The following is a 14,361-nucleotide window of genomic DNA, read 5'->3' on the forward strand; positions in this document are numbered from 1 at the left end:
TGTCGACCTCCACGTCGACCGGTCTGTCGTCGGCCAACAGCTCGATCGGTTCGCTCTCGACGTCCACGTCGACGGGTCTGTCGTCGGCTAACAGCTCGATTGGTTCGCTGTCGACTTCCACGTCGACGGGGCTGTCGTCGGCGAATAGCTCGATCGGTTCGCTCTCGACCTCGACCTCGACCGGCCTGTCGTCGGCCAATAGTTCGATTGGTTCGCTCTCGACCTCGACGTCGACCGGTCTGTCGTCGGCCAACAGTTCGATCGGTTCGTTGTCGACCTCGACGTCGACCGGCCTGTCGTCGGCGAATAGCTCGATCGGTTCGCTTTCGACTTCGACCTCGACCGGTCTGTCGTCGGCGAATAGCTCGATCGGCTCGCTCTCGACTTCCACGTCGACCGGCCTGTCGTCGGCCAATAGCTCGATTGGTTCGCTGTCGACTTCGACCTCCACGGGCCTCTCGTCGGCTAACAGCTCGATCGGTTCGCTGTCGACCTCCACGTCGACCGGTCTGTCGTCGGCCAACAGCTCGATCGGTTCGTTGTCGACCTCCACGTCGACCGGCCTGTCGTCGGCGAATAGCTCGATCGGTTCGCTGTCAACTTCGACGTCGACCGGCCTCTCGTCGGCGAATAGCTCGATTGGTTCGCTGTCCACGTCGACCTCCACGGGCCTCTCGTCGGCTAACAGCTCGATCGGCTCGCTGTCGACCTCCACGTCGACCGGCCTGTCGTCGGCGAATAGCTCGATTGGTTCGCTGTCCACGTCGACCTCGACCGGCCTCTCGTCGGCCAACAGCTCGATTGGTTCGCTCTCGACCTCCACGTCGACCGGCCTCTCGTCGGCCAACAGCTCGATCGGGTCGCTGTCGACTTCAACCTCCACGGGTCTCTCGTCGGCGAATAGCTCGATCGGTTCGCTGTCAACTTCGACGTCGACCGGCATCAACTCGCTGTCCACTGGCCTGAGCAGCACGAACAGCTCGGTGTCGTCGCTGTCCACGTCGACCTCGACCGGCCTGTCATCGGCGAACAGCTCGATCGGCTCGCTGTCCACCTCGACCTCGACCGGCATCAACTCGCTGTCCACCGGCCTGAGCAGCACGAACAGCTCGGTGTCGTCGCTGTCGACTTCAACCTCGACGGGCCTGTCCTCGGCCAACAGCTCGATCAGCTCGCTGTCGACCTCGACCTCGACAGGCCTCTCGTCGGCGAACAGCTCGATCGGCTCGCTGTCGACCTCGACCTCGACCGGCATCAACTCGTTGTCCACCGGCCTGAGCAGCACGAACAGCACGATCCTGTCGCTGTCCACGTCGACGTCGACCGGCATCGGCTCGCTGTCCACCGGCCTGAGCAGCACGAACAGCTCGGTGTCGTCGCTGTCGACCTCGACCTCGACCGCGATCAATGACGCGAAGACGCACTACTACAGCGTCAACGACAACGGCGTGCAGCAAGGCAACTACGACAACAAGGGCGCGACGGGCATCAACGCCATCGCAGCCGGCGTGAACGCCAGCGCAGCGGGCAACAGCAGCGTCGCGGTCGGCGACGGCTCGAACGCGCAGTCGGCAGGCGCGGTCGCGATCGGCCAGAACGCATCGGCAACGGGCGGCAAGGCCGTGTCGATCGGCTCCGGCAACACGGCAAGCGGCGACGGCGCGGTCGCGATCGGCGACCCGAGCATCGCAACGGGTACCGGCGCGGTGGCGATGGGCGCGAACGACACGGCGACCGGCGACGGCGCAGTGGCGCTCGGCAACGCGAACACGGCCAACGGCGCCAGCGCGCTTGCACTCGGCAGCTCGAACCAGGCCACCGCGGACAACACGATCGCGCTGGGCAACAATGCCACGGCAAGCGCCACCGGCGCACAAGCCTACGGCTCGGCTGCCAAGGCCACGGCCGCCGATGCGCTCGCCTTCGGCACGAACGCACAGGCCAACGTCGCCAACTCGATCGCACTCGGCGCGAACTCGGTCACGAGTGCCGCGAACCCGACGTCGAGCGCCACGATCGGCGGTGTCACGTACTTCTTCGCGGGCACCTCGCCGGTTGGCGTGTTGAACATCGGCGGAAAGGACCAGGAGCGCCAGATCACCGGCGTCGCCGCCGGCCGGATCTCGGCCAGCAGCACGGACGCGATCAACGGCAGCCAGCTCAACGCGACGAACAACGCGATTAACGCGCTGTCGACCTCGACCGTGTCGAACGTCGCGTCGCTGTCGACCGGCATCAACTCGCTGTCCACCGGCCTGAGCAGCACGAACAGCTCGGTGTCGTCGCTGTCCACGTCGACCTCGACCGCGATCAACTCGTTGTCGACGGGCCTGAGCGCGACGAACAGCAACGTCAACTCGCTGTCGACGTCGACCTCGACCGGCATCGGTTCGCTGTCCACCGGCCTGAGCACGACGAACAGCAACGTGGCCTCGCTGTCGACCGGCGTGACCAACATCAACAACACGTTGAACTCGCTGTCGACGACGATCAACAACAACACGATTCGCGCCAACAACAACAACGGTGTCGCGGCCGACATGAACGGCACGGGCAGCGATGCGCCGAAGGTCACTGCCGGCTCGAACTCGGTGGCGATCGGCGCGAATTCGAACGACGGCGGTCGCTCGAACGTGGTGTCGGTCGGTAGCGACACGCAGCAGCGCCAGGTCATCAACGTCGCGCCGGGTACGCAAGGCACCGACGCGGTGAACGTGAACCAGCTGACGCAGGTGCAGACGACGCTGTCGACGGCACTGTCGGGTCAGCAGGCGCAAATCAACTCGCTGGGTTCGCAACTGCAGCAGACCGACCAGATGGCGAAGCAGGGTATCGCGGCCGTCGGCGCGATGGCGTCGATCCCGCAGCTCGATCGCGACGCCAACTTCGGGATGGGCGTGGGTACGTCGACCTTCCTCGGCCAGAAGGCGATGGCGGTCAACATGCAGGCCCGCATCACGGAGAACCTGAAGGCGTCGATCAACGGCGGCTTCAGCGGCGGTCAGAAGGTGATCGGCGCCGGCATGCTGTACCAGTGGAAGTAACGCGTCGCGCCGCCAGGCCGCCCGGCTCGCCAGCCGGACGGCCCGCGGCGGCCCCGACGGCCAGACGAGCCCGCCGCGCAAGCCGTGGCGGGCTTCAGTCAACCCAAGCATTGAGGATGTAACCGTGAACAAACTCGCTCTTGCGCTCGCGCTTTCCGCAACGGCCCTCGCCGCGTGCTCGACCGCATCCGGCCCGACCTTCAGCGCCTCCGAACTGCAGCCGCGCGACGGCGTGCGCACCTTCCAGGTGGACTGCCACGGCCTGCTGTCGGGCCCGCAGACCTGCATGAAGGCCGCCCGCAAGATTTGCGGCGAAGAACCCGTGCGCGCCCTCGACTCGGCCCGCGCGCTGCGCGACAAATCCGATCCCGCGACGCTCGTGTTCCAGTGCGGCGCCGCGCCGGCCGAAGCGGCGTCCGCCGCCACGCCGGCGGCTGCCGTCGTCGAACAGGTGAACCTGTCGGGCGACGCGCTCTTCGCGACCGACCACGCGACGCTCGCCCCGACCGCGCGCGAATCGCTCGACCGTTTGCTAAGCGAGCGCGCAGACCACACGTACTCGCAGGTGAGCGTCACCGGCTTTACGGACTCGGTGGGCAGCGACGACTACAACCTCGCGCTGTCGAAGCGCCGCGCCGAATCCGTCGCGGCATACCTGAAGGCGCACGGCCTGAAGACCGACTCGCTGACGGTCTCGGGCCGCGGCAAGGCCGATCCGGTGGCGTCCAACGCGACGCCGGAAGGCCGCGCCAGCAACCGCCGCGTCGAAATCCGGCTGCAGCACTGAGCGCGGCGCCCCGCTCCGGCAGGCCGCCAGCGCCGCGCCGGACCGGCACCCGACCACCGCCGGACCACCCGGGCGCCGCTTCGCCGGCGCCCCGCTCCCGTGGGCCGGCGGCTATGTCAAAGTTCGTCATGTCCCTCCACAAACCGGCGGTTTCCATGCCACAATCGCCGCAGACAGTCGCCGGGGCAGCCTGCCCGAATCGCGCGCCGTGCCAGGCGTGCCCGACGACACGCCGGAATCCGGCTGCCGCCCCCGCGATCCACGTCACACGATTCGCCTGCTGCGGCGCACCGGCGCGAATCCAATCATGACAATCCACGGCGCGCCGCTTCCCGGCCCGGCGCTCGACGCCACGCCCGGACGCACGACGCCGCAGAGGAAACCAACCGGTGACGGACATCAATGAAGCCGCCTCGGGCGGCACTCGCAAGCAACGGCCGGCCGTCGGCATCTCGCTGTTTGCGCGCGACGGCCAGGCGATCTGGGAAAACGGCATACACCAGAACATCGCGTTCCTCGCGATGATGCTCAAGCGCTCGGATCGCGTCGGCCCCGTCTACTTCCTGAACGGCGGCGACGCCAACGCACTGCCGGCCGGCCTCGAACTCGACGGCCTCGACATCCCGCTCGTCAAGCCCACCGACGTCACGCACGAACTCGACGTCGTGATCGAAATGGGCGCGCAGTTGCCGGTCGAATGGCTCAGGCACATGAAGGCGCTCGGCAAGAAAATCGCCGCGTTCTTCTGCGGGCACGTGTACGCCGGCCTGTGCGAAACCCCGATCTTCGGCAAACCGTCGGGACACGTTTTCAACGGCGCGCCGTTCGACGAAGTATGGCTGCTGCCGCAATACGACAAGACCGCCGCGCCGATGCTGCAGACCATCCTGCGTGCGCCGGTCCACCTGATGCCGCACATCTGGTCGCCGTACTTCCTCGAGCGCCGCATCGCCGTGCTCGCCGCGGAAGGCGCGACGTTCGGCTATCGGCCGGGCCGCCGCCCGTGGCAACTGGCCATGCTCGAACCGAACATCTCGGTCGCGAAGTCCTGTCACTACCCGATGCTTGCGTGCGATGAGTTCTACCGTGCGCGTCCGGACGCGGTTCAACACATGTTCGTCGTGAACGCGTTGCACATGAAGGAGCATCCGACCTTCGTGCACTTCGCAAACAGCCTCGATCTCGTGCGCCAGCACAAGGCCACCTTCGAGCCGCGCCTCGACCTGCCGGGCTTCATGGCGCGCCATGCGGATGCTGTCGTGTCGCACCACTGGGAAAACGGGCAGAACTATCTGTATTACGACGTGCTGTACGGCGGCTATCCGCTGATCCACAACTCGACGCTGATCGGCGACGCCGGCTATTACTACCCGGACTTCGATGCCGCCGCGGGCGGCCGTGCGCTGCTCGATGCGTGGCTGCATCACGACGAACGCCTCGACGAGTACCGTGCGAAGGCCGGCCGGCTGCTGCAGTCGGTTTCGATCGACAACCCCGCGAACCTCGACGCGTTCGTCTCGCGTCTGGTCGCCTGAACCGGAGAATACGCATGTCGGACTCCAATGCCCGTCAAGCGCCCGGCGAGGGCAAGCGTCTCGTCGTCGGCGTGTCGCTGTTCGTGCGCGGCGCCGGCCAGTCGCTGTGGGAAAACGGCATCTTCCAGAACTGCCTGCTGCTGATCCTGCTGCTGCGCCAGTCGCCGCTCGTCGCGGAAGCGGTGATGGTGAACGGCGGCGAACAGATCGCCGATCCACAGATGATGCTCGGCGAATGGGACGTGCCGCTGCTGTCGATGGACGAAGCGCTGCAGCGCTGCGACGTGCTGATCGAAATGAGCGCGCAGTTCGGCGCGGACTACCTGCGCGCGTTCCGCGAGCGCGGCGGCAAGGTCGTCACGATGCGGGTCGGCAACGACTACGTGATCGACATCGAACGCGCGATGTTCGACAAGCCGTCGGGCTTCCTGTTCTCGGGCGCGCCATACGATGCGGTGTGGACGATTCCCGAGTTCGAGCGCTCGTGCCTGCACTATTACCAGACGGGCCTGCGCGCGCCCGTCACGATCGTCCCGCACATCTGGCACCCGATGCTGTTCGACAAGGCGCGCGCGACACTCGGCGCCGGGCTGTCGTTCGGCTATGAGCCCGGCAAGCCGCGCTGGCGCGTGACGATGTTCGAGCCGAACATCTGCATGGTGAAGACCAGCGTCATCCCGATGCTCGTGACCGAGGAAGCGTATCGCGCCAAGCCTGATTTCCTCGAGTTCGTGCGCGTGTGCAACACGCTGCACCTGAAGGAACATGCGACGTTCGTTCACTTCGCGAAGAGCCTCGACATCGTGAACCACGGGATCACGACGTTCGAGAGCCGCTACGCGGTGTACGAATTCATGGCCGCGTACGGCGATGCGGTGGTGTCGCACACGTGGGAAAACGCGCAGAACTACCTGTACTACGAGCTGCTGTACGGCGACTACCCGCTGATCCACAACTCGCCGTTCCTCGGCAAGGCCGGGTATTTCTATCCGGACTTCGACTGCCAGGCCGGCGGCCGCGCGCTGCTGCAGGCGTTCGCCGAACACGACGCGAACCTCGAAGCGTACCGCGAGCAATCGAGGCATGTGCTCAGCTCGGTCAGCATCTACAACCCCGAGAACGTCGCGGCCTATACCGACGCAATCGCCTCCCTCTATCGCGACGCGTGACGCGCCGCCCTTTCCGGATTCCGACATGAACGCACGCCCGACCCTCACCCGCGCCAAATGGCTGATCGGCTGCGCCGTCGCTTCGATCGCGATCGGCGCGCACGCGCAATCCGCCGGCGAATCAGCCGACACGCTGCTCCGCGACTCGGATGCGGTATTCAAGCAGCTCGACGCCGGCCAGTACGACGCGGTCTGGACCGATGCCGCCCCGTTCGTGAAGGCGCGCATCAAGCAGGACCAGTTCGCGGCCGACATGCAGCGTGCACGCCAGTCGGTCGGCGCGGTCAGTCATCGCGGCTGGGCGCAGGTCACGCGCATCCGCTACTCGAATACATCGACGACGCCCGATGGGCTCTACGCGAACGTCGACTTTGCGACGACGCTGACGAACGGCGCCACGGTGTTCGAGAAGCTGAGCTTCCGCCTCGAAGGCGACGGTCGCTGGCACCTGACGGGCTACGTGCCGCGCCAGTCGCAGAATTTCGCGCAATAACGCGCGCCGCGCGCCCCACGGAGCCGACCCGATGAAACTCAATGTCGCGATAACGATGAACGTGCAGCGCGATGCGACGCAGTCGATCTGGTACAACGGCGCGAACCAGCACTGCGTGTACCTGTACATGCTGCTGAAGCAGTCGCCGCTGATCGGCGAGGTCTGGCTCACGCACGACAACGGCATCACCGAGTATCCGCAGGCGCTGATGATGGACGCGTTCGGCGACGCGCTGCGCCCGCTGTCGGCCGTCGTCCACCAGACCGACCTGCTGATCGAGATGAATGCGTTCATCGATCCGACCCACACGGACGTCGTGCGCCAGCGCGGCGGCAAGTGCGTGTCGTACCGCTTCGGCAACGACTACGTGATCGCCGTCGAGACGATCAACTTCGAGAAGAACGACTGGCGGCCGAACCCGCACCGCGTGCAGTTCGACGAAATCTGGACCAACCCGCAGCACATGCACACGTGCGCGGCCTACTTCCAGGCCGTCTATCGCGCGCCGGTGATCGCGCTGCCGCACATCTGGTCGCCGTATTTCATCGAGCGCAGCCTCGACGCCGATCCTGAACTGAAAGCGCGCTTCGGCTATCGCAACCACGGCACCGCGAAACGCATTGCGTTCTTCGAGCCGAACCTGAACGTCGTGAAGAGTTCGATCGTGCCGATGCTCGCCGCGAACGCGTGCTATGTCGAGCACCCGGAGCTCGTCGAACACGTGTACATGACCAACACGTTCGACAAGAAGGAAAACGTCGCCTTCAAGCATCTCGCGCTCGGGCTCGAAATGGTGCGCGACGGCAAGGCGACCGCCGACGTGCGTGCGCCGTTCGTCGCGTGGGCCGCGCATCACACCGACATCGTCGTGTCCCATCATTGGGAAAACGGCCTCAACTACCTGCTGTACGACGCGCTGTACGGCAACTACCCGCTCGTGCACAACTCGCCGTTCCTGCGCGACGTCGGCTACTACTATCCGGACTTCGAAATCTTCGATGCGGCGCGTGCGATCGCGACCGCCGCGCAGACCCACGACGCGCGGCTCGACGACTACGCGGCGGCGGCTCGCCGTTGCCTGCACCAGGTCGACACGCTCGCCGAGCACAACGTCCGCGCGTATTCCGAGCAGATCCAGCGGCTGTTCGCCGGCCGCGCGCTCGGCTGACCTCTGTCGTCCACGCGACCGCTCACGAATCAGGCCGTCCGCGATTTCGTCGCGATCGAGTCGATCCACGGTCGTTCGTCATCAACCGGCACGGTGGATGTCCGGCCGAGGCGCTGATCACGACCGGCCGCCGCCCCATCCAGCGCGAACTCGACGCGATCCTGCGGGCGATCGACCGCGCGACCACGCAGCCGCCCACGCAATGGCATGCGCCCTCGGCGGATTCAGGAAGGATCGATCGATTGGCCGGAAGTCCTGGCCGCTATGCGCAAACGATGCCGACGCGGGCCGCGCCCATCGCACCGTGCCAGCGCCCGTGACCGGCGTGAACAGGCGCTAGACCAGCACCCGATCGCCGCTCTGCGCGGCGAACACACGGCCGTGCCGCCGCCCTGTCCGCGCGAGTACGGCGAAGCAATGTGCCGCCGGCCGGCTGGCGCCGCCGGATTGCTTGACGAGGCTGTCGGCTACGCCACGCGCGATCGCCGACTCTTCACCGCACGCGCCCGCGATGACGCCCGCGTAATAGTGCCGCGCCGCCAGTTCGCGGCCACCGGCGTCGAGCGGCTTCATGCGCTGAATGCGACGCGCAATGGCCTTCAGGCCGTCGAGATACGGCGCGACGTCGATCGGCACATCGGTCGCTTCGGCGCCCAGTTGCCACAGCATGTCGGCCAGCTCGGCGATCGCGACGAGGTCGCGCGCACCGGCCGCCTGCGTGCCCGTTCCGCCTCCGGCCTTCGTCCCCGCCATGCCCACGCCCCTTTGCGATTCGTCCCGGCGACACGCCGGCCATCTCGACACCGGCATGCATCATGCACGCCACCCCGCCCGTTCCCGCGCCGTCACGCGGCGGCAGGCGACCGCCATGAAAAGCGGATGCCCTGCGCCCAGGCGACGCCGGCATCCACGATGATCTGCCGGTCGACCTCGCTCTCCACGCCTTCGACGACGACGTGCCGCGCGCCTTCATGCGCGAACGCGATCAGCCTGCGGAACTGGTAGCGCCCGATCGCGTTGCGCTTGATCATCGACAGGATCGACCGGTCGAGCTTCACGATGTCGGGATTGCCGACCACCAGGTTGTTCAATGCACTGAAACCGACCCCGAAATCGTCGATCGCGATACGGCACCCGGTCTGCCGGAAGCGGTTCACGAACGAACGGCCCGCGACGGGATTCAGCGGCCCCGTCTCCGTGATCTCGACCACCAGCCGCGCCGCGACCGACGGCTCGCGCTCGAGCCGCTTGAAGATGGCCAGCCACGCGTCGTCGACGACCGCGCTCGCCGCCGCCACATTGCAACCGTAGACGGCAGCCGGATCGGCGCGCAGCGCGTCGATCGTCCGGCCGACCACCAGCCGGTCGAACCACCGCATCAGCCCGAGCGCCTCGAGGCGCGGCAGGAACGCGATCGGCGGTAGCGCCTCGCGCTCGCCCCACCGCAATCGCGCCAGGCATTCCTGATACAGCACACCACCCGACAGGTCGGCCCGGCACACGGGCTCTCGCGCGAACCCGAGCCGGCTTTCCACGAAACTGCGTACCGACGCGAGGTCGGAATGATCGTCGGGAGCACCGAAGACGAGATCGATTTCGTCACGATTCGCTTCCCGATTCGCCACCAGGCGAGCTTCGACCGCATTCATCCGGCGCTCCGGCAAATGGCGAGCCGCCGCGAGCGGCTCGACCTCAAGAAACATGCGAAGCAAGCCGATCATGACGCGCTCCGCCGCCTACCCGGCCCATCCTGTTATGTCGATCTTTTCCGGGAGCGTACTTTTCGCTTCGGCGCGCCGTCAAATTCGATATTTTCAACGATATTCAGTTACTGGAAATACACCATGCCCGCGGGATCCCGACTGTGCGACAGACCACACTAACGCGAATTACCGAACCCCGATCCCGATGCCGTTTATTTTCCCGATCTAAACAACCTTGCCCGAATCGATTCTCCCGCGATTTGCATGCCCCGCAAATCAGGAAATTTCCAATTAATCCGATAAATACCGGCCCGGGACGCACCGCCCTCGCGTACTGCCAAGCCCATCGTGACGGCTAGCCGCACGGCCTGCCCAGCGCCGAAAATCGGCTGCCGCTCGTCATTCGATCATCGCAGCATTCAATTTTCTCGTTTCAAACGGATTATTAAATTTCTAAACCGAATCGATCCGCCATGAATCAATAATATCAATTTAAATCATATGATGATTATCGATCGAAACATTTTTAACAATCTTAAAGACTTGTTAACCTCTAAAATAATTTCTGACGGACTTCCCTCGGAGCCGTCAAATTCGTGCCTTCAAAAACCGTCGAACCGATCGGGTTCGGCGGTTTCTTTTTTAACGGCATTATTTCGTCAGACATTAGGGCGGGACAATCCCGATAGCGGGCCGCGGCGCAACAGTGTGCGCCGCGCCAAAAATCGGGCCTTATGCGGCCGATGCGCCGATCAGGTTCGCGAGTAGCGCGTCGTATTCGGCGACGAGTGCCGGATTCGCCGACGTATAGCGGCCGAGGATCTCGCGTTGGCGCCGCGTGTACGCTTCCCAATCGTCATCGTGCGTATGCAGCGCACGCAGCAGCGCATCGGCGCCCTGCTGCACGTCGTTGTCCGGATAGTAGTAGCCGAGATCGGGCGCGAGGCTCGCGTTGTGCACGAGCGGATAACCCTGCCAGCACACGTCGAAATAGAAATAGTTAAGCGGGTTCGACCACTGATGCGACACGACGATATCGGTCAGGTCGGCCAGGAACAGCGGCGTATCGAAGCGCCCGACGAAGCTCGCCTTGCCCGCGCGCACGATGTCCAGGTAGTTCATCAGCATCACGAACTCGGGGCTGTCGTGCGCGAGGCGGTCGGCGTTCGTCACGTGCGTGAAGCAGATCGCGTCGGGATCGCGGCGATACGCTTCGTCGATGATCAGCATCGGATACACGCAGAACTTCACGACGTTGTGGTTCGGCTCCATCACCGTCAGCCGCTTGCCGGGCTCGCTGCGCCGCGGCCGGTATTCGCCGCGCTCGGGCAGCGACTGCGCGCGCGCGCTCAGGAACATCGGATCCCACACGAACGGCACGACGCGCCCCGGGCAGCGGCGCAGCGACTGCAGGAACGGCAGCGACGACGGCGCGATCTGCGGAATCGCCCACACCTCGTCAAAACCGCGGTTGATGAACAGCGAATCCCACAGCCGGCGACCGAACAGCATCGACTCCATCGCATTGATGTACTCGACGCCGCAGCAGTAGCTGACGAGCTTCACGCCGCGCGACTTCAGGTAGGCCGTCTGCTCGCCGTCGATCTGCCCGCCGAGCTCGATCACCACGTCGAGCGCATCCTTCGTGTCGGCGAACGCGCGCGTGTCGTACACACTGCGATCCCACGGCAGCGCATCGGTGAGCGGCACGTCGGTGGTGTTGACCAGCGTCACGCGGTAACCGTGCGGCGATGCCATCAGCAGCTTCGCGAGAAACAGCGCGTTCTGCTTGATGCCGTTGATCCACAGGCTTTCGTCAGGGGCACGCAGCCCGATCGTGATACCGATGCGCAGGCCGTTCAGGACAGGAGACGTCATCGTCGGCGGGATGGAAGGTTGGATGGGGATGGAATGGACGCAGTGTAGCGCGCGAAACGCCGCCCGCGTCAAGCGGTGCACGCCGGCGGCAACCCGGCATTCTAGCGGAGCGCCGGCCGCATACTGTCAGGGATGGTCAGCCCGCGGCCGGCGCACGCAAATCCGCGAGACGGTTGTGCGATACTCCGGCGACCGGCCGCACTACCGGGTTGCCGGGCGGTATCGGCATCCCGGGCGGGCAGAAAACGACCTTGCAGCAACGCTGCTGAAACAATGGCTGACAGAATGGAACGCGACGCCGCGCAAGTCTTCCGGGCAATCCATCATGAACAGGGGCGGCACGCGCAGGCATGCGTGCCGGGCCGCGATGCCGCGCGGAACCACACCGCGCCCGGCGCCCGCCGTCATCCGCCGCGCGGCCTTCGGAGCGCGCGATGATCGTCCTCAGCCACTTCAGTCACGACGCACCCGCCAGCCTCGAAAATCACCGGCAGTACGCGCACGCGCAAGGCTATCGCCACGCGTTCGTCGATGCGTCCGCGATGCCGCAGGCGCTGCCGTTGCACCCGCTCTATCGTTACGAATCGCTGCTCCATGTGCTGCGCCGCGCGCAGCCCGACGAACTCGTGCTGCTGCTCAGCGAAGACGCGGCGATCATCGAGCCCGTCGCGCTCGATCGCCTGATGAGCGGCCGCGACATGCTGTTGGTCGACGCGTTGGCGTCCCCGCTGCCGCAGGTCGACGTGCAGATCTGGCGCAATACGGCGGCCGTTCGGGCGATCGTGATGCGGCTCGTGCAGCGCTGCAGGCTCGGCGGCGAACCGCGGCTGACCTCGGAAGCCGCGTTGTTCGCGGAGCTCGACACGCATCGCTATATGACGCCGATCGACGGGCTGTATCCGGTCATGCCGACCAGCCCCGACCTCGATCCGATGTGGAGCCGCGAACCGACGTTCGCGATCAGCATCGACGACACGCCGCACGATCCCCAACGGAAAGGCACGACGGCCCGTTTCCGCGACACGCTCGTGGCGTACGTCAATCGATGCCGCGCCGCCGGCCGGCCGCTGTTCTCGTTCGATCACGACGCCGCCGACACCCAGGACGAAGCCGCCGAGCGCAGCACCTTCAATCCGGGCCGCCCGATCGCGTTGATGATGCTCTACACGCCGAACATCGGCAGCTATGCACGCATCGCCGAACGGAATTTCCGGCGCTACTGCGACGCACACGGCTACACGCTCTACGTGCATCGCGACATTCCCGCCGAAATCGGCCTGAACGCGACCGGCAACTGGTTCAAGCCGTGGCTGCTCCATGCGTACCTGCAGCACCACGAATGGGTCGTGTGGCTCGACGCCGACGTGCTGATCGCGGACCAGCAGCAAGCGCTGGAGCCGCTTCTCGAAGGACGCGACTGGCTGCTCGCGCACGACATCGGCCAGTGGGCATTCAACTCGGGGGTGATGGCGTTCCGGCGCACCGCGCGCAACGATGCGATGCTGCGCGACATGATGACGACGATCGCCGCGCTGCACGACCGGTCGAGCGTCTATGCGAGCGACGGCGATCAGGTGCAATTCATTCGCGCGATGGAGCGCGACGGGCAATTGGAAGGCGAAGGTGTGGCCGATCTCGTCCGCGTCAACACGCCCTGGCTGTTTCGCCGCCCGGACAGCTATATCGTGCATTACTACGGGATGTGGTCCGCGATGCGGGCGCTGATGATGGCGCACGACGACGGGCTGCTGCGCTAGCGCCCTCGACCGGCGCAGCTAACGCGGACTGGACGTGGGTTCCGTCCGGCCGTGCGATCCGTTACACGACTGCGATTCATTTCTCAAACCAGCTTTAACGGGAGATCAGCTTGGAACAGATCGGATATTCATGGCCGACCTTCGATCAGCTCACTCAGCACCTGGTCAAGTCAATCAACCCGAACAAGATTCTGGACATCGGGGCCGGTGGCGGGAAATACGGGCGCTTGCTCAAAAAGGTGGTGCCGGATTGTCACTTCACGGCGCTGGAATGCGATGAGGAGACGCATCCGTTCCTGATCGAGAACGGCTACGACGACATCATCTCCGGCGTCAGCGACACGCTTTATGAACGATCCGGCGACTCGTACGATACGGTCATCCTGGGCGATGTCATCGAACACATGCGTCACTCGCACGGTCGCGATTTACTGGAGTTTCTGAACTATCGATCGCGATACATCCTCATCTCGACCCCCGAGTGCATGCCGATGAGCGGGGCCTCGTATTTCGAGAGCCACAACTCCGTGTGGCGGCCCGATTCGTTCATGTGGCACGATTTCTGGGCGCATCAGCAATGCGGGATCATGCACTTCTATTTGCTCAGAGGGCACCTCGACTGGAACGCGAAGGGTCTTGATTCCCTGGTGAACGCCGCAAACGCGTCGAATCTGTTCAACACGCGCGCCAACAACGAACAGGAGGCCGCCAATGAAAAATTCCTCCAGCCAGTCAACCTGACGCTCCATGATTACCGGTACATGGAAAAACTCGATGGCGACCAATATGCAATATTTCGCCCGATTTGATTGCGCGACCGTGATTCA

General features: G+C 65.0%; 12 protein-coding genes. 8 read left to right on the forward strand and 4 right to left on the reverse strand.

The genetic code is table 11. The features are described 5' to 3' along the window. The 6 genes from QZM67_RS37430 to QZM67_RS37455 form a co-directional block, all read left to right on the forward strand. On the forward strand, positions 1–3,044 hold a 3,044-nt coding region (locus QZM67_RS37430), incomplete at its 5' end, for a YadA family autotransporter adhesin (protein WP_301811058.1). Between the two features lie 124 nt (positions 3,045–3,168). After that, positions 3,169–3,831, forward strand: a complete 663-nt coding sequence (locus QZM67_RS37435) for an OmpA family protein (protein WP_043180690.1) — start codon at positions 3,169–3,171, stop codon at positions 3,829–3,831. Positions 3,832–4,220: 389 nt separating this feature from the next. Then, on the forward strand, positions 4,221–5,366 hold the full coding sequence (locus QZM67_RS37440) for a DUF2827 domain-containing protein (protein WP_301811065.1): 1,146 nt from the start codon (positions 4,221–4,223) through the stop codon (positions 5,364–5,366). A gap of 14 nt (positions 5,367–5,380) precedes the next feature. Beyond that, complete coding sequence (locus QZM67_RS37445; protein ID WP_301811068.1) at positions 5,381–6,535, forward strand: DUF2827 domain-containing protein; 1,155 nt, start codon at positions 5,381–5,383, stop codon at positions 6,533–6,535. Between the two features lie 25 nt (positions 6,536–6,560). Continuing rightward, complete coding sequence (locus QZM67_RS37450) at positions 6,561–7,028, forward strand: DUF4019 domain-containing protein (RefSeq protein ID WP_301811071.1); 468 nt, start codon at positions 6,561–6,563, stop codon at positions 7,026–7,028. A 31-nt stretch (positions 7,029–7,059) separates the two neighbouring features. Next, positions 7,060–8,196 (forward strand): DUF2827 family protein, encoded by a 1,137-nt coding sequence (locus QZM67_RS37455; protein WP_301811075.1) that lies wholly within the window; start codon positions 7,060–7,062, stop codon positions 8,194–8,196. A 29-nt stretch (positions 8,197–8,225) separates the two neighbouring features. Here the strand turns inward: QZM67_RS37455 and QZM67_RS37460 are convergent, their stop codons facing one another. The 4 genes from QZM67_RS37460 to QZM67_RS37475 form a co-directional block, all read right to left on the reverse strand. Further along, positions 8,226–8,405, reverse strand: a complete 180-nt coding sequence (locus tag QZM67_RS37460; protein ID WP_301811077.1) for a hypothetical protein — start codon at positions 8,403–8,405, stop codon at positions 8,226–8,228. A 127-nt stretch (positions 8,406–8,532) separates the two neighbouring features. Further along, complete coding sequence (locus tag QZM67_RS37465; RefSeq protein ID WP_205823374.1) at positions 8,533–8,949, reverse strand: hypothetical protein; 417 nt, start codon at positions 8,947–8,949, stop codon at positions 8,533–8,535. A 92-nt stretch (positions 8,950–9,041) separates the two neighbouring features. Then, positions 9,042–9,845, reverse strand: a complete 804-nt coding sequence (locus QZM67_RS37470) for an EAL domain-containing protein (protein WP_175023428.1) — start codon at positions 9,843–9,845, stop codon at positions 9,042–9,044. 786 nt (positions 9,846–10,631) lie between these two features. Continuing rightward, positions 10,632–11,777: a DUF2827 domain-containing protein gene (locus tag QZM67_RS37475; protein WP_301811080.1), complete on the reverse strand. Its 1,146-nt coding sequence runs from the start codon at positions 11,775–11,777 to the stop codon at positions 10,632–10,634. Positions 11,778–12,211: 434 nt separating this feature from the next. Here QZM67_RS37475 and QZM67_RS37480 point away from each other — a divergent pair, with 434 nt between their 5' ends. Together QZM67_RS37480 and QZM67_RS37485 are read left to right on the forward strand one after the other, a co-directional pair. Continuing rightward, positions 12,212–13,534 carry a galactosyl transferase GMA12/MNN10 domain protein gene (locus QZM67_RS37480; protein ID WP_301811083.1) on the forward strand — a complete coding sequence of 441 codons (1,323 nt, stop codon included), beginning with the start codon at positions 12,212–12,214 and terminating at the stop codon, positions 13,532–13,534. A gap of 110 nt (positions 13,535–13,644) precedes the next feature. Further along, complete coding sequence (locus QZM67_RS37485; RefSeq protein WP_043180704.1) at positions 13,645–14,343, forward strand: class I SAM-dependent methyltransferase; 699 nt, start codon at positions 13,645–13,647, stop codon at positions 14,341–14,343. Positions 14,344–14,361 lie beyond the last annotated feature (18 nt).

This window comes from Burkholderia sp. AU45251 (genome assembly GCF_030482905.1).
Taxonomy (GTDB): domain Bacteria; phylum Pseudomonadota; class Gammaproteobacteria; order Burkholderiales; family Burkholderiaceae; genus Burkholderia; species Burkholderia aenigmatica.